20 protein-coding genes and 1 tRNA gene are annotated in these 19,361 nt (G+C 67.8%); 11 read left to right on the forward strand and 10 right to left on the reverse strand.

What is annotated here, in order from left to right; all coding sequences use genetic code 11:
* Positions 1-282, forward strand: a 282-nt coding sequence (locus ACFXJ8_RS37420) for a transposase (RefSeq protein WP_379649240.1), incomplete at its 5' end; no start/stop codon positions are given.
* Between the two features lie 446 nt (positions 283-728).
* Entirely contained in the window at positions 729-1,433 is a 705-nt protein-coding gene (locus tag ACFXJ8_RS37425) for a cytidylate kinase family protein (RefSeq protein ID WP_379649242.1), read from the forward strand.
* Positions 1,434-1,496: 63 nt separating this feature from the next.
* On the opposite strand, the gene ACFXJ8_RS37430 is transcribed toward ACFXJ8_RS37425, so the two are convergent.
* On the reverse strand, positions 1,497-2,303 hold the full coding sequence (locus ACFXJ8_RS37430) for a UTRA domain-containing protein (RefSeq protein WP_379649244.1): 807 nt from the start codon (positions 2,301-2,303) through the stop codon (positions 1,497-1,499).
* A 247-nt stretch (positions 2,304-2,550) separates the two neighbouring features.
* Here ACFXJ8_RS37430 and ACFXJ8_RS37435 point away from each other — a divergent pair, with 247 nt between their 5' ends.
* The 4 genes from ACFXJ8_RS37435 (at position 2,551) to ACFXJ8_RS37450 (ending at position 6,541) form a co-directional block, all read left to right on the forward strand.
* On the forward strand, positions 2,551-2,862 hold the full coding sequence (locus ACFXJ8_RS37435) for a hypothetical protein (protein WP_379649245.1): 312 nt from the start codon (positions 2,551-2,553) through the stop codon (positions 2,860-2,862).
* Between the two features lie 107 nt (positions 2,863-2,969).
* Positions 2,970-3,305, forward strand: coding sequence for a hypothetical protein (locus tag ACFXJ8_RS37440; protein ID WP_379649247.1), 336 nt, complete (start codon positions 2,970-2,972; stop codon positions 3,303-3,305).
* Between the two features lie 392 nt (positions 3,306-3,697).
* Positions 3,698-3,961 carry a hypothetical protein gene (locus ACFXJ8_RS37445; RefSeq protein ID WP_379649249.1) on the forward strand — a complete coding sequence of 88 codons (264 nt, stop codon included), beginning with the start codon at positions 3,698-3,700 and terminating at the stop codon, positions 3,959-3,961.
* 771 nt (positions 3,962-4,732) lie between these two features.
* Entirely contained in the window at positions 4,733-6,541 is a 1,809-nt protein-coding gene (locus ACFXJ8_RS37450) for an IS481 family transposase (protein WP_379649348.1), read from the forward strand.
* Between the two features lie 101 nt (positions 6,542-6,642).
* Here the strand turns inward: ACFXJ8_RS37450 and ACFXJ8_RS37455 are convergent, their stop codons facing one another.
* The gene (locus ACFXJ8_RS37455) at positions 6,643-7,518 is read right to left on the reverse strand and encodes a GntR family transcriptional regulator (RefSeq protein ID WP_379649251.1); all 876 of its coding nucleotides are present in this window, start codon (positions 7,516-7,518) and stop codon (positions 6,643-6,645) included.
* Between the two features lie 110 nt (positions 7,519-7,628).
* Here ACFXJ8_RS37455 and ACFXJ8_RS37460 point away from each other — a divergent pair, with 110 nt between their 5' ends.
* From ACFXJ8_RS37460 to xerC, 3 genes are read left to right on the forward strand one after another with little or no spacing between them, the layout of a single operon-like run.
* Positions 7,629-9,110 carry a replication initiator gene (locus tag ACFXJ8_RS37460; protein WP_379649253.1) on the forward strand — a complete coding sequence of 494 codons (1,482 nt, stop codon included), beginning with the start codon at positions 7,629-7,631 and terminating at the stop codon, positions 9,108-9,110.
* A complete protein-coding gene (locus ACFXJ8_RS37465; RefSeq protein WP_379649255.1) occupies positions 9,107-9,307 on the forward strand; it encodes a helix-turn-helix domain-containing protein in 201 nt (66 codons plus the stop codon). Before ACFXJ8_RS37460 ends, ACFXJ8_RS37465 begins: the two co-directional genes overlap by 4 nt.
* Positions 9,304-10,488, forward strand: a complete 1,185-nt coding sequence (gene xerC / locus ACFXJ8_RS37470) for a tyrosine recombinase XerC (RefSeq protein ID WP_379649257.1) — start codon at positions 9,304-9,306, stop codon at positions 10,486-10,488. The genes ACFXJ8_RS37465 and xerC overlap by 4 nt, the downstream gene beginning before the upstream one ends.
* A gap of 56 nt (positions 10,489-10,544) precedes the next feature.
* Here the strand turns inward: xerC and ACFXJ8_RS37475 are convergent.
* The 7 genes from ACFXJ8_RS37475 to ACFXJ8_RS37505 all read right to left on the reverse strand — a co-directional run bounded on the left by ACFXJ8_RS37475 (position 10,545) and on the right by ACFXJ8_RS37505 (position 13,589).
* Positions 10,545-10,619, reverse strand: a tRNA-Val gene (locus ACFXJ8_RS37475).
* Between the two features lie 17 nt (positions 10,620-10,636).
* On the reverse strand, positions 10,637-11,578 hold the full coding sequence (locus ACFXJ8_RS37480; RefSeq protein ID WP_379649258.1) for an ROK family protein: 942 nt from the start codon (positions 11,576-11,578) through the stop codon (positions 10,637-10,639).
* A gap of 55 nt (positions 11,579-11,633) precedes the next feature.
* On the reverse strand, positions 11,634-11,948 hold the full coding sequence (locus ACFXJ8_RS37485; RefSeq protein WP_379649260.1) for a hypothetical protein: 315 nt from the start codon (positions 11,946-11,948) through the stop codon (positions 11,634-11,636).
* Positions 11,949-11,968: 20 nt separating this feature from the next.
* On the reverse strand, positions 11,969-12,406 hold the full coding sequence (locus tag ACFXJ8_RS37490) for a peroxiredoxin (protein ID WP_379649262.1): 438 nt from the start codon (positions 12,404-12,406) through the stop codon (positions 11,969-11,971).
* A 53-nt stretch (positions 12,407-12,459) separates the two neighbouring features.
* Positions 12,460-12,888, reverse strand: a complete 429-nt coding sequence (locus tag ACFXJ8_RS37495; RefSeq protein WP_379649264.1) for a DUF3052 domain-containing protein — start codon at positions 12,886-12,888, stop codon at positions 12,460-12,462.
* Between the two features lie 101 nt (positions 12,889-12,989).
* On the reverse strand, positions 12,990-13,397 hold the full coding sequence (locus ACFXJ8_RS37500) for a secondary thiamine-phosphate synthase enzyme YjbQ (protein WP_379649265.1): 408 nt from the start codon (positions 13,395-13,397) through the stop codon (positions 12,990-12,992).
* Between the two features lie 9 nt (positions 13,398-13,406).
* Complete coding sequence (locus ACFXJ8_RS37505) at positions 13,407-13,589, reverse strand: DUF1918 domain-containing protein (RefSeq protein ID WP_379649267.1); 183 nt, start codon at positions 13,587-13,589, stop codon at positions 13,407-13,409.
* A 439-nt stretch (positions 13,590-14,028) separates the two neighbouring features.
* Here ACFXJ8_RS37505 and aceE point away from each other — a divergent pair, with 439 nt between their 5' ends.
* Positions 14,029-16,776 (forward strand): pyruvate dehydrogenase (acetyl-transferring), homodimeric type, encoded by a 2,748-nt coding sequence (gene aceE / locus ACFXJ8_RS37510; RefSeq protein ID WP_379649269.1) that lies wholly within the window; start codon positions 14,029-14,031, stop codon positions 16,774-16,776.
* Between the two features lie 252 nt (positions 16,777-17,028).
* Positions 17,029-18,561, forward strand: a complete 1,533-nt coding sequence (locus ACFXJ8_RS37515) for an alpha/beta hydrolase (RefSeq protein ID WP_379649271.1) — start codon at positions 17,029-17,031, stop codon at positions 18,559-18,561.
* Between the two features lie 420 nt (positions 18,562-18,981).
* Here the strand turns inward: ACFXJ8_RS37515 and ACFXJ8_RS37520 are convergent, their stop codons facing one another.
* Positions 18,982-19,344: a VOC family protein gene (locus tag ACFXJ8_RS37520; RefSeq protein ID WP_379649273.1), complete on the reverse strand. Its 363-nt coding sequence runs from the start codon at positions 19,342-19,344 to the stop codon at positions 18,982-18,984.
* Between the last annotated feature and the right edge of the window lie 17 nt (positions 19,345-19,361).

Raw genomic sequence — 19,361 nt, forward strand, 5'->3', positions numbered from 1 at the left:
CACCACAAGCGCATCCGCCACTCCAACTTCATCGAGCGCACCTTCGGCGAGACCCGCCGCCGCGTCAAGGTCATCGGCCGCTTCCCTGGCGAGACCTCCTGCGTCTCTCTGGTCTGGGCGGTCCTGGACCGCGCCGCCCGCGGCTGGCGCGGCTTCACCATGACCTCCAAAGGCCTGCGCACCCTGCAGGATCTGCGCCGGGCCCTGCTCCAACCGCCCACCCAACTCCGCTCGGCCACCGCCACACCGTCCGACTCGACACCTAAAACAGCAGCCGCCTAAGATCAACCCACGGCACCTACCTCGTTGAGCCTTTTACACCGCTCCGAGGACGCGACCACGCGCTTGTTGGATTGACTCGCTGGTCGATTGGCCGCTACTTCTATTTCGGCCTTGAGCCCGGAAAGATCGATACAGCACTCAAGGCCGGTATCGGCATGATGCTCGGGGCGCTGGTCTGCGCCGTCGTTGAACGCGGGCGCACTGGATCCAGCGAGTAGACCCGGCGAGAGAGTGCCAAGGGTCACACCATCAGGTGCCTCGGCTACGACTGACGGCTCCGGCGACAGATCGTAGTCATCGACGTGGCCGCCTATACGCGTCCTTCATGCTGCGCCGTCGATCAAGGATGTCCACGCATTCGGCAAGCCCAGGCGGCCCCAAGGCGATCCGAGAGAGAATTCGCCTGACGTGCGGTGCTAAACAGAGACACCGTGAGAGAGGCAGTAATGGACCAAGGCACCCGCGGCGAGCTCATCAGCCGGCTGGCCGAGGCGATCAGGTCCGTCACGACCGCGCACCCGCTGCGGGTCGCCATCGACGGGCCGCCCGCCGCCGGCAAGACCACGCTGGCCGACGAGCTCGCCGTCGACCTGCGCGCGCAGGACCGCGACGTCATCCGCGCGACCATCGACGACTTCCTCTTCCCCCGTGCACAGCGCTACCGACGCGGCCAGTACTCGGCCGAAGGCTGCTACTTCGACGCCCACGACCACGCCGCGCTGTGCCGGGTCCTGCTCGATCCGCTGGGCCCAGGCGGAGACCGAAGGTTCCAACACACGGTCTACGACAGAGACACCGACACCCCATCGTCCCCGCCGGCCACGACCGCCCCCGCAGACGCCGTACTGCTCTTCGACGGCGTCTTCCTCCTGCGCCCAGAACTCATCGACCGGTGGGACCTGCGCATCTTCGTTTCCATCCCATTCGAGCAGACGGTAGATCGCGCTCGGGACCGAATCACAGCGCTGGCCGGTTCCACCGCCGACACCGCCGAAATCGAACGGTCCTGGCGTAACCGCTATATCCCCTCCCAACAGCTCTACTTCGCCACAGCCCGCCCAACCGACCACGCCGACATCATCGTGTACAACGATCAGCTCCAACGGCCGACCTGGGAAATCCGACCGCACTCATCGATACACAGGATTTGACAATTGCTCCGCGCACCACCACGGCGCCTTCTGTGTACGTGTGCTCGAAGACCATAGGGCTGCTCAGAATTCGTCGTATCCGGAGACCTGGCCGACCGGGAAGATGTGCCGGTTGGCGGCGCAGATCGTCTCCAGGACGTGGATGGGCGTGCCCTCGGTGGAGTAGCTCGCCCGGAGCACCTGGACGATCCACTCGCTGGGCTCAAGCTCCAGCGTCTCCCGCTCGAACGGTGTCGGCGGCCTGGCGGTCAGATTCTCCTCCGCGTGACCGAACGTGTAGCCCAGGGCGGTCAAGGCGGACTGCAACGACGGCTGCACAAACTCGGGCTCAGCCAGCCTGGTATCGCCGAACAGATCGGCGCGAAAGTAGCTGGTCGCGATCCTCACCGGCACGTCGTTGGCCAGCATCATCTTGCGTCTCGCGACGATCTCCGCGCCCGGCTCGACACGGAGGCAAGCCGCTACATGATCACTGGCGGGCTCCAGTCCGACGTACAGCATCCGCCGGTCGGCCTTGAGCCCCTGCCGCTCGGCCTCTGCGAGGAAGAGTGACTTCGAGCCGCGTACGGCTGGCTCGGTCGGCAAGGCTCGCTGGACCAGCACCCTGGGTGCCGGAGACGCCGGGCCTTCGGGTGCGCGGGCGGCGGGTCCTCTCCTCATCTGCGAGATGCGGCCAGGAGACACGCCCAGGCGCCCGGCGATCTCTTCCAGGCTCATGCCGGACTCGCGTGCCTCGGCGATCGCCTGGCGTCGCGTCTTCGCCGCTTCGGTGACCAAACCCTGTTCCTCGGTCATGAGCCGACTGAGGATGCGGGCTCGTTCCACGGGGTCGCTCATCTGGGCGACTTCCCTCAGCGTCTTCAGATCCATCCGGGCAATGCCTCCTCAGCGACTGACGAGAGCCGGTTTTAGCCCCCCTATTGCGAGGGCTAAGGCCAGGTTCTACTCTCGACTTTAGCCCCCCTAAAGTGGGGGACTAAGTAGGACCCCCGCCATGGGAGCACGGTGCTGGAACACCGCCCACAACGGGGGTCCAGAACGCATCGAGAGCTTTGGGGCGTCAACGATGCAGAACCAGATTACTGCCGTGCCCAGGAACGGCAAGGAGTCACAAGCAGTGCTATCGGCAGACATACTGCGCGACGCACTGCTGCGAGAGCACGACATACCGGCGGACACGCATGACGGGTACGGCATGGCGCTCGTCTCCGTCTGGGTCGGGCTGGTGGTGTGGTGCGACGGCGAGTGGTTCTGGTGGCGGTCGGGGTGGGACGAGCGGCGCAAGCGTGCCGTGTACGCCCGCCATCCCGCCATAGATCCATCACGGGCCGCTCGACGGGTCGCCTTCCGGTACGCCGACCTGCGGGAGAAACGACCGCTGTCGGCCGTATCTGATGACGTGGGAATCGCGAGCAAGGCACCGAGGTGACATCGCCTCGGCACATGTTGGGGGTGCGGGCCAAGATCGTGGACTTGCTGCACAGTCCAGCCCGGACCCGTGCCTCTGGCGCGTGGCTGATCAGTCAGCGTGGAACCGTGGTCATGGTCCTGCGCAACGGCACCCTGGCTCTGTTCGAGCTCGATGCAAGGGCCGGTGAGCTGCCGGGCGGTGTCCGGCGTTGGCCGGTTCACTGGGATGACCTACTCGTGTACGGCATGGAACCGGGCCTCAGCCATCCCGGCGACGGTTACCGGCTCGGGCTGTCCGGTGCTGGACGGCAATCGGTGCAGCACGCCGTACCAGTCGACACGAAGATCAGCTTGTGCGGGGAGCCGGTGTACCCGTTGCCGGTGTGCGGCTGGTCGATGCCGTTCTCGCCCACAGCGGGCCGGGCTTGCTCAGAGTGCGTTCACCTGGCGGTGCTCCCATGAGCACCGCCGTCGAACGAACTGGGCCGTCGCGCCGCTGGTCGTGGGCCGGTTCTTCCCACGGCCCATTCCTCCCCCCGCCCCCGATAGCTGCAAGATTGTGTGGCCCGACCGAGGTGTCCACTCCGTCTTCCGATACCGCTGCCCTGCGGCTTCCACGCGGCCTGCGTCCATGGCACGCAGACGGAGTTGACGCCGACCGAGGGACACGAACAATGCGGTGTCGGGGGCGGGGGGTACGAACCTCAGCCCGTGATCCATGCGTCTTCGGAGTGCAGCGGCCGGCGCCCATGCGAAGCACCCCGCAGGGGCCGCGTAGCGGTGGGGGCCGGTGGCGGAACGGCACTGGGCCGTCCTCACGATCTTCAAGGTCTATAGGCTGCCAGCATCGTTGTTTGATCGCTCTGGAGCGGATCATGGCTGAGCATGCGGAACCAGGCAGTCTGAGTCGTGCGGAAGCCGTTGCCGCAGTACAGCGGATCATGGACGTCGACTATGCCGACGAACGAGAAGCAGAACTTTTGCTGGAGGCACTAGCCCGCTCGCTGGTATGCCCTTCAGGGCATCTCTCCGATCTGATCTTCTGGCCGAAAGTGCCTGCACCTACCGCGCAGCAGGTCGTCGATGAAGCTTTGGCCTACCGGCCCATCGCGCTTTGACCGCAGTGCCAGAGCTCTCACACGATCGATCGGACACTGCCTCCGCCGCGCTTTTCGATCGAGCAGGAGAGCCCATGACAGGTGTTCAGCACGTGGAGTCCTACGCCTCGGATCGCGACTTCACTGTGTGGGCCTACCTCGTGTCACACTCCGTGCTCCTCCTACGGAGCATGAAGTACGGGGGCGAGAGTCGCTCGCGGCTCGACCTCTGTTTCAGAGGGGTGGATGCGGTACGGCTACGTGCCACGTACCAAGGGCTGAACATCGAGGTTGCCGAGGCGCACGAGAACGCCGAGGTCCAGATCGCGGCAGGGCTTGAACCTTTGACGAGCCGACGCTGTTGGTGGCTGGATTCCGCAGGTTCTCGCGACTACGTGATCGCTAGTACCGCCCTCATGCATGAAGACGACGGAGATGCACGAGAGCGAAGCTTCTTCGGCTTTCCAGATGGCCTTGCCCGAGGTCTCTGATCATGGACCCGGTCGCCGTTGATCGTCACGCCGCCAGGAGCGGGGGCGGTGCGCGCCGGGACCGGCCCCCAAGGCCGCACGCCCGGCGCGCAGGCCGCCCGGCGCGGGCGGCGGCGTGGCGAGCGGAGCGAGCCCTTGAACCAGTAAAGAAACTCTGAGCCAGTTCAGCACCCAGGATTGTCCTGTCTCGCTTGATGGTTGACACTCTGGCCTCGCTTGATGCTTGACACCTTGATCGTCTTCTGTGCCTGCTCGTGGCGTTATCGGCGCTTCGGGGGAGGCTCGGGTGGCGTTGGTGGAGTTGAGCGTCGTGGAACAGCGCTATCACGCGGTGATCGAGGTCTTGTCAGGAGCGAAGGTCACCGACGTGGCGGCCCGGTATGGGGTGTCGCGGCAGTCGGTGCATACCTGGGTGCGCCGCTATCGCGAGGGCGGGCTGGGCGCACTGGCTGATCGTTCGCATCGGGTCAACGCGCATCCGATGCAGACGTCGGCGGCAATCGAGGCGATGATCTGCGAGCTACGACGTGCCCACCCGGGGTGGGGGCCACGCACGCTGGGCTGGGAGTTGGCCCGGCGTGGGGTGCAGCCGGTTCCGTCCCGGGCCAGCATCTACCGCGTTCTGGTGCGCAACGGCCTGATCAGCCCGCGCACGCGCAGACGCAAGCGGGAAGATTACGTGCGCTGGGAGCGGCCCGGCCCGATGCAACTGTGGCAGATGGACATCATGGGCGGGCTGCTGCTGGCCGACGGCAGCGAGGCCAAGCTGATCACCGGTGTGGACGACCATTCCCGCTTCTGCGTCATCGCCTCGGTAGTGCTTCGTCCGACGGGGCGGCTGGTCTGTGCCGCCTTCGCCGAAGCGATGCGCGCCTACGGGGTGCCGCTGGAGGTGCTGACCGACAACGGCAAGCAGTTCACCGCCCGCTTTGGCGGGCCGAAGGCCGGTGAGGTGCTGTTCGAGCGCATCTGCCGGGAGAACGGCATCACGTTGCGGCACACCGCGCCGCGCACGCCGACGACCACTGGCAAGATCGAACGCTTCCATCAGACCGTGCGCCGCGACCTGCTGGCGGGCGCGCTACCATTCGGCGGCCTGGAAGCCGCGCAGGAGGCGGTGGATGCGTTCGTCGAGCGCTACAACACCGCCCGCCCGCATCAAGCGCTGGACATGGCCTTCCCCACCGACCGCTTCCACTCCGTCCACGACAGCCGCCGGCAACAGGCCGAACAGGCGATGCCGCTGCGTCTGCCGGCCAGCTTGACCCCCGTCACCAACTCGTCACCGGCGCCACTCGCCCCGCAGCCCGAACCACTCCCACTACCCGAGCCGATCATCACGCCTGCCCTCGACCCGCTGTCGCGCCAGGCGATCGAGGTCGATCGGATCGTGCCCGACTCGGGGAACCTCTCGATCGGCGGGCAACAGATCTGGCTCGGCCCAGACCGGGCGGGCATGCCGATCACCTTGTGGATCAGCACCCAACGCCTGCACGTGTTCACCACCAGCGGCGGCAGGCTCAAGAGCGTGGCCTCCCGGCTGAGCGTCAAGGACCTGGCCGCTCTGGTCGCCTCGGGGCAGGCCCGACCGGCCCGGATCGACCCCGTCCCCACCGACACCACCGCCGACCTGGCGGCTGTTGAGATCGACCGGCTGGTCAGCTCGATCGGCACGGTCAGCCTGTCCAGCCGAGCGTTGTGCATCGGCGCGCACCTGGCCGGCCAGCGGGTCACCCTGCGCCTGGACGGCATCACCGCCCAGGTCATGAACGATCAACGGCTGCTGCTGCGCGCGGTGGCCTGCCCGCTCACCCTCACCGAATGCGTCGGCCTACGCGGGGCACGGCAAGCCGGACCACCACCCGTCTCGCCCACCGAGCCGGTGACCGTCCAGCGGGTGGTCTCCAGCCGCGGCGGCTTCCAAGTCGTCGGGCAGAAGATCCAGGTGGGCCGCATCCACGCCCGCAAGATCCTGGAAGTGACCGTCGACGACACCCACATCACCATCCACGACAACGGCGAACCCATCCGCATCGTCCCTCGGACCACCACCCAGGAGATCACCCGGATCAAGTCCCAGGCGCATACTAAGAAGCGAAAGATCGGCTAGGAGTGTCAAGCATCATCCGATGCCAAAGCGTCAAGCATCAAGTGAGTTCAGACATCAGCACCCAGGATTGATCGATACAGGCGAAAGCTGTATGGCGATGCCTAGATCACGAGGTCTATGCCGTTGTTGCTGAGTTCCTGCGGGGTGAAGTGGGCTTCGGGGTTGTCGGCAAGTTCGCGGTGGTAACCGATCTCGTAGCGGTTGGCAGGGGCCTTGACCTCAGTGACCTCGATCGGATGGCCGTTGGCGTGGGCCATCGTGCGGCGGATGATGAGGACGGCTTCGGCGTAGTCCATGCCGAGTGCGGTGCGTTCGTCTTCGTAGGCGATGCGGGCGGTGGTGATGGTCATCCATCGGACGGGGCCGTGTTCGCGGATAAGTGACTGGTAGAAGAAGCCGGGGCGCTTGCGGTACTGGGCGTGGCGCTTGGGGTCGTCCCAGTCGGGGAGCATGTCGGCGTTGGTGTAGGAGTTGATCTCCAGGCGGGCCGATGCGCCGTGGATGACGGCGGTATGGCCTCGGTGCCACATGCTGCGGCGGTGGATGATCGGGTGGCCGGGCCGGACGCTGAGCATGATCGCGACGTCGCGGTTGGCGGTGGCCTTCTCGCCGGTGAAGAGCGGGGTCTCGGATTCGCGGTCTCGTTGGGCGAGGTCCCAGCCGAACGCTTGGACGTCGGGGTGGTTGCCGGGGGCGGCGAGGTCGGGCCGGTTCTGGTCGGTGATGAGGATGGTTCGGCGTTCGGGCATGGGGCGGACGAAGGAGCCGCGTCCGCGCATGACGTAGGCCAGCCCTTCGGAGACGAGGGTGTCGATGGCCTTGCGGACGGTGGGGCGGGAGACGTCGTACTTCCTGACGAGTTCGGGTTCGCTGGGCAGTGCGCCGCCGGGGGGATAGCGGCCGTCCAGGATGGCGGCTCGTAGGTCGGTGGCGATGACGCGCCAGCGGGCGTCCTTGTCGTCGGTGGTGATCTCCATGGTTGCCTTTCTCGGTAAAACCTCACTACTACTTGTACTACAGGTTGACGAGCAAGCGCCATGTCTGTCAACCTGTACTACAAGTAGTCACGCGAAGGAGGTGGTGCCCTATGAGCAAGGAGGAACAACGCGACGATCAGCCATCCGACACCGAGTGGATGACCGATCTAGTCCGCCTGGTCAACGCGCCCGACTACAAGCGGTGGCAGTCCATGGTGGCAGCGACCGGCGGATGCGCCCACCCAGTGCACTTGGCCGGACAGTCGACGATCGTGGACGCGGGAACGGGTGAGATCCTGCACGCCTACACGACCGACGCCGAACCCGCAGGACATCTCCTGGTGGCCTGCGGCAACCGGCGGGCCTCGGTATGCCCGGCCTGCTCACAGACCTACCAGGCCGACACCTTCCACCTCATCCGGGCGGGCCTGACGGGCGGCAAAGGCGTACCCGAGACCGTGAGCGCTCACCCCCGGGCGTTCGTCACCCTGACCGCCCCTTCCTTCGGCCCCGTCCATTCCCACCGCGACGATCGCGCCTGCCGCCCTCGCAAGCACGGCATGCTGTGCGAGCACGGGCGGCCGGTCGGCTGCCACCTGCGGCACGAGCCCCACGACGAACGACTCGGCCAACCGATCTGCCCCGACTGCTACGACTACCCAGGTGCGGTCCTCTGGCAGGCACATGCGGGCGCGCTGTGGCACCGCTTCACCCTGGCCATCCGGCAAGAGCTCGCCAACCAGACCGGGATGACCCGCCGCGCCTTCGCCCAGCACGTCAAGGTGTCCTTCGCCAAGGTCGCCGAGTACCAACGACGCGGTCTGATCCACTTCCACGCCATCATCCGCCTGGACGGCCATGCCGGAGCCTACGAGCCGCCACCCGACTGGGCAGACCACCACCTGCTCGTCCAGGCCATCCCGCCCGCCGTCAGGCAGGTCACCGTGACCACACCGCCGAGCGATCTCGGCCGGTGGGACCTCATCTGGGGCGACCAACTCGACATCCGCCCCATCCTGCTCGATCCCAGCGCCGACGGGCTCAGCGAACGAGCCGTCGCCTCCTATATCGCCAAGTACGCCACCAAGGGCGCCGAAGCCTCCGGCACCATCGACCACCGCCTGTCCTGCCGAGCCTGCGCCGGACGCGGACGGCTAAGCCTGATGGCCGCCTGCGGCCACTGCCACGGCACCGGTCTCAAACCCGGCCTCACCCTCGACGCCCTCCCCGTCACCGACCACGCCCGTCGCATGATCCGTACCTGCTGGAACCTCGGCGCACGCCCGGAGTTCAAGGCGCTACGGCTCCGCCCGTGGGCGCACATGCTCGGCTTCCGCGGCCACTTCTCCAGCAAGAGCCGCGCCTACTCGCTCAACCTCGCCGACCTGCGCAATGCCCGCGCCGCCCACCGCGCCGCCGATGCCCGCGAACGCCACGGCCTGCCCGCTCTCGGCGACTCCACGACGCTCGTCCTCGGCCACTGGCGGTTCGCCGGAATCGGCTACACCCCCGGCGAAGCGATCATGGCCGAACACATCCGCCAACGCGTCCAGACCGCCCGGCACATCCAGGCAGAGCGGGAGGACGGATGACACCACCCACACCGCTCGACGAACGGCGGCTCTACCGCGTCTGCGATGCCATGCGCCTGCTCAGCCTGAGCCGCAGCGTGATCTACGAACTCATCCGATCGGGCCGCCTGCGCTCGGTCACCCAAGGCCGGACCCGACTCATCCCGGCCTCAGCCATAGACGACTACATCGCCCTGCTCGAACAGGAGGCATCATGACGGAACGACGCAGCAGAGGAGACGGCGGCCTCCACTGGGACGAAATGCGCCAGCGCTGGATCGCCAGCGTCACCATCGGTTACAACCCTGCCGGGAAGCGCATCGTCAAGAAGGCCAGCGGCAAGACTAAGACCGAAGCCAAGAACAAGCTCAAGGACATCATCCGCGACTACGAGGACGGCCTGGCCATCGCACCGGCCACCTACACGGTGGCCAACGCGGTCCGCTACTGGCTGGAGCACGGCCTGAGCGGTCGTTCTCCCTCCACGGTCACGAGGTACCACACGTACGCCGACAAGCACGTGATCCCGGCGCTCGGCGCGCGCAAGCTGCGTGACCTCTCCGTGGAAGACATCGACCGCTGGCTGGCGAGCAAGACCGACGAGCTTGGCACCCGGTCGCTCAAGCTGATCCACGGCCTCCTCAACCGCTCCGTCAAGAGCGCAATGCGACGCGACATGGTGAAGCGGAACGTCGTTGATCTCTGCGACATCCCGGACGGTCGCGCGGGACGGCCTTCCAAGGCACTCACGCTGCCCCAAGCCCTGTCAGTCCTCACCGAGGCCGAGAAGGGCGGCGAGCGCATGCGGGCGTACATCGTGCTTTCGCTGCTGATCGGCGCTCGGACCGAGGAACTGCGGGCGCTGTTCTGGTCGCACGTCGTCACCTACGACGAAGGGCGCCAGGCATGGGTACCGGTGGCCGAGGCGGGATGGGATCACCAAGAGTTCGCGATCTACGTGTGGCGGTCCGTCCGCCAGAAGGGCGACACAAAGACCGTGAAGTCTCGGCGCTCCCTCAAGCTGCCCCGTCGCTGCGTGGACGCACTTCGACTGCTCTGGGAGGTGCAGCAGACTGCCCGCGAGAAGGCGGGCAAGCGATGGCAGGACACCGATCTCGTCTTCTGCACGAGGACAGGAACGCCCGTAACCGCGCACAACGTGCGGCGGGACTTCCGAAAGGTGGTCGAGGCGGCGGGGCTCACCGGTCGGGAGTGGTCACCACGCGAGCTGCGGCACAGCTTCGTGTCAGTCCTGTCGGACTCGGGCGTACCGATCGAGGACATCTCACGCCTGGTCGGCCACTCCAACACGGTGGTGACCGAGACCGTCTACCGTCACCAGATCCGCCCAGTGATCATGCAGGGAGCCGAGGCCATGGACCGGATCTTCGGGAGTTAGTCACTCACTTAGTCACTCACGCCCCGTTTCCGAGATCGGAAACGGGGCGTTTTCGCTGGTGGGCGGTACTGGTATCGAACCAGTGACCCCTCGCTTGTAAGGCGAGTGCTCTACCGCTGAGCTAACCGCCCCTGATCGGCACTACACCTTACGACACCACAGGCGCCGATCGCACATCCATTGTCCACCCGGCCCCCGCCGAAGGCCGTCCGGCAGCGGTCCAGCCCAGCAGGGCCGCGCCCAGCATGCCCGCGTTCACCCCCAGCGACGCCGGAACCAGCGGCGGCGCGTCGCGGAAGGCGAGGCGCTTGACCAGCCTGGTGCGTACCGGGTCGAACAGCGCGGGACCCGCCTCGGCCAGCCCGCCGCCCAGGACGATGAGCGAGGGGTCGAGCAGGAGCGTGTACGTTGCCAGCGCCAGCGAGAGCGCTTCCACGGCCTCGTCCCACACCTCGATGGCCACCGGGTCGTCGGAGGCGACGACCTCCTCGGCCTTGACCCCTGGCACGCCTGAGCGCTCGCTGTAGCGCCGTCCGACGGAGGCCGCCGAGGCGTAGGTCTCCAGGCAGCCGAGCTGCCCGCAGGCGCAGGGCTCGCCGTCGGGGAAGACGGGGATGTGGCCGATCTCGCCGCCCCAGCCCTCGGCCCCGCCGTACGGCCGGCCGTTGAAGATCATGGCGCCGGCGATGCCGGTGCCGATGGGCAGGAACAGGAAGTCGGACACGCCGCGTCCGGCGCCGAGCACGCTCTCGGCGAGCCCGCCGGTGCGGACGTCGTGGCCGAGCATGACGGGCACGTCCATGTCGACGAAGGCCTGCGCGGGCACATCGCGCCAGCCGAGGTTGGCCGCGTAGACGGCGCTGGTGGCTGTGACGAGCCCCGGGACGGCCAGGCCGACTCCGGCCAGGCCCTCGCCGCCGCGGGCGGCGAGGTCGGCGATGAACTCGCGGATGGCGGTGACGACGGCGTCAGGCCCCTCGGCGCGCGGCGTGGCGCGCCGGTCGGTGACCAGCACCTGGCCGTTCTCGCTGACGAGGCCGCCCTTCATGGACGTGCCGCCGACATCGAGCGCGACAACGTAGGAACTCATAGCGGTCATCCTGAAAGGCGGGTGGCAGGTCAACGGCTATGAACGATAGCGCACCCTATTGTCGGGAAAGACCCAGCACTCTGTTGAGGGCCGCTTCGACCTCGTCGGCCAGGCCCGGGGGCGGCTGCGATCCGGCGGGCGCCGTGAGCCGCGCGAGCCGTACCGAACCGCAGGCGCGGCACTCGACTTCGCCGAGCCGGCAGATGAGCGACGTGGAGCCGCAGGATTCGCACAGGTCGAGTTCGAGGTCGTGGACGCGCTGGCAGTCAGGGCAGATGAGCACCTGGATCTCGCCGCGCACCCCACGCCGCCACGGGCTCGCTCCGCGAACCGGGTCGGTCTGCCGGGCCCCGCACCGGTAGCAGGGCATGGTGTCCTCCGATACGACAGTCAGGACAATGCTTTGAGATAGTCGGCGACGTCGCGCGGCGCGGAGATCGGGTTGACGACCGACCACCTGATCACGCCCTCGCCGTCGATGAGGAAGGTCCCGCGCTTGGCGAGCCCTTTCGTCTCATCGAACACACCGTACGCCTCGGCGACCTGTCCATGGGGCCAGAAGTCGGATAGCAGCGGAAACTCGTACCCCTCCTGCTCGGCCCACGCGCGGTGGGTGAACATGGAGTCGACGGAGACCGACAGCACCTCGACGTCGGCGGGCAGCTGCGGGATGAGTTCGTCGCGCACCTGGCCGAGCTCGCTCCGGCACACGCCGCTGAAGGCCAGCGGATAGAAGATCAACAGCACCCGCCTGCCCCGCAGGCTGGACAGCCTGACCGGGGTGCCGTGCTGGTCGGGCAGTTCGAAGTCGGGAGCCATGCGATCCATCCTGCCGTACGACCTTCCCGGTCGTACGGCAGGCGGCAGGCGTCTACGTCTGACTAGCGACGGCCCTTGGGCGCCACGAGCCTGGTCCCCGACCAATCGGGTGCCGCGGAGATGCTGCTGGTCTGCGACAGGCCCGCCGTGGCGGCGTCCTCCCCGATGTCGCTCGGCTCCACGTGGCCTTCTCTGCCGGCCTTGGGAGTCAGGAGCCAGATCTGGCCCGCCTCGGCCAGAGATCGCATCGCATCGCTCAGAGCGTCGAACAGGTCGCCGTCGCCGTCGCGCCACCACAGCAGCACCACGTCGGCGACCTCGTCGGTCTCCTCGTCTAGAAGCTCGGTGCCGGTGAGGCTCTCGATGGACTCGCGCAGCTCTTCGTCGCTGTCCTCGTCCCAACCGATCTCCTGCACCACCTGACTCGGCTTGAGGCCGAGTCGTTCGGCCAGGCCGCGCTCGCCCTGCGCCTGACCCGCGGTCGCGCTCACTTGTATCCCTCCTGATATGCGGTCATCGCTTCGGGACAGTCCACACGCTGTGACCCTCAGTCGTCAACGGTCGCCACGATGACGGCCGTACTCCACACGAATTAATCAGACAAAAACGACAGGCGAACCTGCCGTTCACGGTTGTCGACGTTCAGGTCGACGATGGCGATCGACTGCCATGTGCCCAGTTCGAGCCGCCCGCCCAGAACGGGGACGGTGGCGTAGGGCGGGACCAGGGCCGGCATCACGTGCGACCTGCCGTGGCCACGCGAGCCGTGGGCGTGTCGCCATCTGTCGTCGGCCGGCAGCAGGTCGGCCAGGGTTGCCAGCAGGTCGTCGTCACTGCCCGAGCCGAGCTCGACCAGCGCCACCCCGGCCGTCGCGTGCGGCACGAACACGTGCAGCAGCCCGTCGCCGCCCACCGAGCGCGCGAAGTCCGCGCACTGCCCGGTGATGTCGTGCACCGTCTCGCGCGACCCGGTGGTCAGCGAGATGATCTGGGATTTCACATGGGAATCCTACGCATGTTCGACGACCGCGTCCGGGCCGGGAAACACCAGTCCGGTGTGGCCGTCGTCGAACCTGACCATGTACGGAGGTCCGCCGTCCGCGCCGCGAACCTCGATGATCTCTCCGTGCCGGTCTCCTTCTCCAACGGTGTTCCCGTGCACAAGGAGCCGGTCTCCTACCGCCGCGTTCATACCTCCACCTTCGTACGGCGGAGCCGATCCGAAAAGCCCCTCGACCGGCCCAGAAGGGCAAAAGATAATCGAAACGTTACGCTCTGCCTGCGCACCGTCGCCGGATGCCCGCCGCGGACACCGGGTGGGCTGACCCCGGGCCGGTACGGCCGGCCGTCCGGGCGGAGGCTCTTCCTATACTGCTTGGCGAGCGCCGCTACCCCCGCCCCGCCGAGCCGGGCGAAATTTCGAATCTTTTCTACTCTTGATAAATCTGGCCCGCACTGTAACCTTTGGTGGCGATTCGTCCTACCATCGGTGGTCTAGGCCACCATCAATGTCACTGCCAGCAGGGACAGCCTGGTTACCGGTCAGTAGAGATGCACTTTCCGGAGTTAGCGACCAGGATGGAAGGCGAACCCAGACCAGACATCAGTCGATCCTCGGAAGGCGAGACCCAGTGGCTTCCGGACGCCAGCGTTTCTCGATCATCAGCGACGGCCTACCCAGCCAGCTGCCTGATGTCGACCCCAGCGAGACCAACGAGTGGCTCGAGTCCCTCGACAACGTCATCAAGACCGAGGGACGCACGCGCGCCCGCTACTTGATGCTGCGCCTGCTGGAGCGGGCCCGCGAGCACCAGGTCGGCGTGCCGGGCCTGCGCAGCACCGACTACATCAACACCATCCCCCCGGAGCGCGAGCCCTGGTTCCCCGGTGACGAGCACGTCGAGCGTCGCATCAGGGCCTACATCAGGTGGAACGCCGCGGTGATGGTCTCGCGCGCCAACGCGCGCACCAACGTCGGCGGCCACATCGCCACCTACGCCTCCGCCGCCTCCCTGTACGAGGTCGGCTTCAACCACTTCTTCCGCGGCAAGGACCACGGCGAGTCGGGCGACCAGGTCTACTTCCAGGGCCACGCCGCGCCGGGCATCTACGCCCGCGCCTTCCTGGAGGGCCGCCTCAACGAGGCCCAGCTCGACGCCTTCCGCCAGGAGCTGTCGCACGGCTTCCACGGCCTGCCCTCCTACCCCCACCCCCGGCTCATGCCGGACTTCTGGGAGTTCCCCACGGTGTCGATGGGCCTCGGCCCGATCAGCGCGATCTACCAGGCGCGGTTCAACCGCTACCTGCTCAACCGCCAGATCAAGGACACCTCCAGGAGCCACGTCTGGGCCTTCCTCGGCGACGGCGAGATGGACGAGCCCGAGTCGATCGGCGCGATCGGCCTGGCCGCCCGCGAGGAGCTCGACAACCTCACCTTCGTCATCAACTGCAACCTGCAGCGGCTCGACGGCCCCGTCCGCGGCAACGGCAAGATCATCCAGGAGCTCGAGTCGTACTTCCGCGGCGCGGGCTGGAACGTCATCAAGGTCGTGTGGGGCCGCGACTGGGACCCGCTGCTGGCCGCCGACGTCGACGGCGTCCTGGTCAACCAGATGAACACCACGCCCGACGGCCAGTTCCAGACCTACTCGGTCGAGTCGGGCGCCTACATCCGCGACAACTTCTTCGGCAGCGACCCCCGCCTGCGCAAGATGGTCGAGCACCTGAACGACGACGACATCCGCAAGCTGTCGCGCGGCGGCCACGACTACCGCAAGGTATACGCGGCCTTCAAGGCGGCCCGCGAGCACGTCGGCCAGCCGACGGTCATCCTCGCCCAGACCATCAAGGGCTGGACCCTGGGCAAGGACTTCGAGGCGCGCAACGCGACGCACCAGATGAAGAAGATGACCAAGGCCGAGCTGAAGGAGTTCCGCGACCGGCTCTACCTGCCGATCCCCGACTCCGCGCTCGAGGGCGACCTGCCGCCGTACTTCCACCCCGGCGAGAACGACGAAGAGATCGCCTACATGAAGGAGCGCCGCGCGGCGCTGGGCGGCGTGCTGCCCAGGCGCCTGGTTCGCTCCAAGGCGCTCAAGCTGCCGGGCGACGAGGTCTACAAGCAGTTCTCCAAGGGCTCGGGCAAGCAGCAGGTGGCCACCACGATGGCCTTCGTCCGCCTGCTCAAGGACCTGATGCGCGACAAGGAGATCGGCAAGCGGTTCGTGCCGATCATCCCCGACGAGGCGCGCACCTTCGGCCTCGACGCGATGTTCCCCACGGCGAAGATCTACAGCCCGCACGGCCAGACCTACGAGGCCGTCGACAGGGACCTGCTGCTGTCGTACAAGGAGTCGACCGAGGGCCAGATCCTCCACGAGGGCATCAACGAGGCTGGCTCCATGGCCTCGATGACCGCGGTCGGCACCTCCTACGCCACGCACGGCGAGCACATGATCCCGATCTACATCTTCTACTCGATGTTCGGGTGGCAACGCACCGGCGACCAGATGTGGCAGCTGGGCGACCAGATGGGCAGGGGCTTCCTGCTCGGCGCGACCGCGGGCCGTACCACGCTGAACGGCGAGGGCCTGCAGCACGAGGACGGCCACACCCCGCTGATCGCCTCGACGAACCCGGCCGCCGTCTCCTACGACCCCTCGTGGGCGTTCGAGACCGCCTACATCGTCAAGGACGGCCTGCGGAGGATGTACGGCGAGCAGCCGGAGAACGTCTTCTACTACCTGACCGTCTACAACGAGCCCTACGTACAGCCCGCCGAGCCCGAGGGCCTCGACGTCGACGCCCTGCTGAAGGGCCTGTACAAGTTCGCCGACAGCCCTCGGGCCGAGGGTCCCAAGGCGAACATCCTCTCCTCGGGCGTCGCGGGCCCGTGGGCGATGGAGGCCCAGCGCATGCTGGCCGAGGACTGGGGAGTGTCGGCCGACGTCTGGTCGGCGACCTCCTGGTCGGAGCTGCGCAGAGAGGCGCTGGCCTGCGAGGAGCACAACCTGCTCAACCCCGACTCCGAGCAGCGCGTGCCGTACGTCACGCGGGCGCTGCAGGGCGCGCAGGGGCCGTTCGTGGGCGTCAGCGACTACATGAAGGCGGTCCAGGACCAGATCGCGCAGTGGGTGCCGGGCGACTGGAGCTCGCTGGGCACCGACGGGTTCGGCCTGTCCGACACCCGCTCGGCGCTGCGCCGCCACTTCCACGTCGACGCCGCCTCCATCACGCTGGCGGTGCTCACCCAGCTGGTCAAGCAGGGCGAGCTCGACGGCGAGGTGCTGCGCGAGGCGATCGCCCGCTACCACCTGAAGAACGGTGTCACCGAGGCCGGTGGCCCCGAGAGCAACGACACCCAGTCGATGGGCGTCTGATCCGCCGATCGTGAAGAGCCCGCGCCTGCCCGGCGCGGGCTCTTCAGTTTCTTCTCCGTCTTTCGCGTCATGGACGGCCCGGCGGGCCGTCATTCATGGGTGAGGCGGCGTGTTGAGGAGGGGTGCACGCCGCCTCACCTGTCCCCCAACATGGAACGGCCCGAGTACGGCGCGGCGAGAACGCGCGGCGCACGGCTCCCCGGCTGTGCATGTGAAAGGATTTCCCTGGTACTCGATATCGGGGGATATTCCATGCGCCGCGCACTCACCACCGTCGCCGCGACGGCAGGGCTGACCATCTCGCTCGCCGCCTGCGGCGCCTCCATCGGCAACGCCGGTGACCCAACACCCGGCGGCAAGGGCACGCCCGGCGGCTCGCCCGCTGCCGGGAAGATAGCCTGGGGCGCCTGCACCGACCTGGCCATGGCGGCCGGCGGGGCGGCCACCCCCGACCCCGCCCTCCAGTGCGGCAAGCTGGCCGTCCCGCTCGACTACCGCAAGCCGGACGGCCCGGCCATCGACATCGCGATGATCAGGGTCCCGGCCACGGGCCCCGGCCAGCGGATCGGGTCGCTGGTGTTCAACTTCGGCGGGCCCGGCGCGTCGGGCGTCGACACGATGGCGCGCGCGGCCAAGGCGTTCGGCACCCTCAACGCCCGCTACGACCTGGTCAGCTTCGACCCGCGCGGCGTCCAGCGCAGCCGCGGCGTCGTCTGCGGCACCGGCCCCGACATGGACGCCTACGTCTCGCAGAACTCCCTTCCCGCCAACGACAAGACCAGGGCCAAGGTCAGGGCCGCCACCGAGGAGTTCACGCGGCTGTGTGAGAAGGACTCCGGCGAGGTCCTTCCGTACGTCGGGACGGTCAACGCGGCCCAGGACATGGACCGGATGCGCCTCGCCCTCGGCGACGCCAAACTCAACTACTTCGGCATGTCGTACGGCACGCAGCTCGGCGCCGTCTACGCCACCAAGTTCCCCAAGAACGTGGGCCGCACCGTCCTCGACGCGCCGCTCGACCCGAGCGTGAGCTTCGAGCAGCGCACGCTGATCCAGACCAAGGGCTTCCAGCAGGCCTACGAGAGCTTCCTCAAGGACTGCGTCGAGCAGGGCTGCGAGCTCGGCGACAGCGTGAAGGCGGCCAACAAGAAGATCGACGCCTTCATGACCAAGATGGTCGTCTCCCCGCTGCAGGTGGGCGACCGCCAGCTGACCCAGGGCCTGGCCAGCACCGCCGTCGCGGCGGCGCTCTACTCGGAGCTGAGCTGGCCGTTCCTGGAGAGCGCGCTGTCGTCCGGGCTGAAGGGCGACGGCGGGGCGCTGATGTACCTCGCCGACACCTACACCGGTCGCCGGCCGGACGGCAGCTACTCCACCGAGATGTCCAGTTTCCCCGCGATCACCTGCGTGGACTCCGCCGAGCGGCCGGGCAGGGAGGAGCTGCTGCGCACGGAGGAGGCGGCGCTGAAGATCTCCCCGCTGTTCGGGAACGCGGGGGCGGGCTCGGTCTGCACGCTGTGGCCGGTGCCGGGCAGCAACGAGGCCAAGACGGTCAACGCCACGGGGTCGGGGCCGATCGTGGTGGTGGCCGGCAAGGGCGACCCCGCCACGCCGTACGTCTGGGGGCCGCGGCTGGTCGAGCAGCTGAAGACGGCCACGCTGGTGACGTTCGAGGGTGAGGGGCACGGCGCGTACCTGACCGGCAACAAGTGCATCCAGGGCGCGGTCAACACTTACCTGCTCGAGGGCAAGGTCCCCGACAAGGGCGCCAGCTGCCCCGCCTGACCTGACGCCGTCGAACGACCCGGCGCGCCCGGACTCGGGCGGGCCGGGCCCGGAGTCGGGCGGGCGCTGGGACACAGGCGCGGCCCCGACTCAAGCGGGTAGCGCGCCCGACTCCATGTGGGCGGGAAATCGGGCAGCCCGACCACACAGGCGGGCCTCGCCCCGGGTCGGCGGGACAAGGGCGGGCCCGGCCGAGCAGGGCCCCGCCCGGACCCCGGACAAGCCGGAGCACAGGCGTGGGAAATGCCCTGGGCGCGCCGCCGCTCGGCGGTTGGCGGCGTGCCCAGGGAGGGGGACCGCCCAGGAGGCGGTCGGGACGCGTCACGTCCGCGGCGGGAAAGGCGCCTGTCGGGGCGGCGGAGGGAAAGGCCCGACGCCCTTCAGCGGACGGGTGACGCGAGAGCGGACGGGTGCGGCGAGTCAGCCGGCCGGCGGTGCGAAGACGCCGAACAGGTTGTCCGAGACGTCCTTGAGATAGGCGAAGCTGGTGTCGGCCTCGCTGATGACCTTGTGCACCACCTTGCCGCCCAGGCCCTCGACCTTGGCGCACGTCGCCTCGACGTCCTCGACCTGCACGGAGAAGATGGCGTAGTTGGGGAACTCGCCCTTGCTGCCGTACACGCCGCCGGAGGGCCGGTCGCCCCCGCCCTGGGTGATCAGCCGGTAGTCCATCGGCGCCTTCGGGTCGGCCGCGAACGTCCAGCCGAACAGGTCGCCGTAGAACCGCTGCGCTCCGTCGGGGTCATCGGTGCCGACCTCGAACCAGGCCACGGTGTTATGCATGTGCGCTCCAAGTCGTC

The organism is Nonomuraea sp. NPDC059194, from assembly GCF_042754765.1.
Classification (GTDB): Bacteria; Actinomycetota; Actinomycetes; order Streptosporangiales; family Streptosporangiaceae; genus Nonomuraea.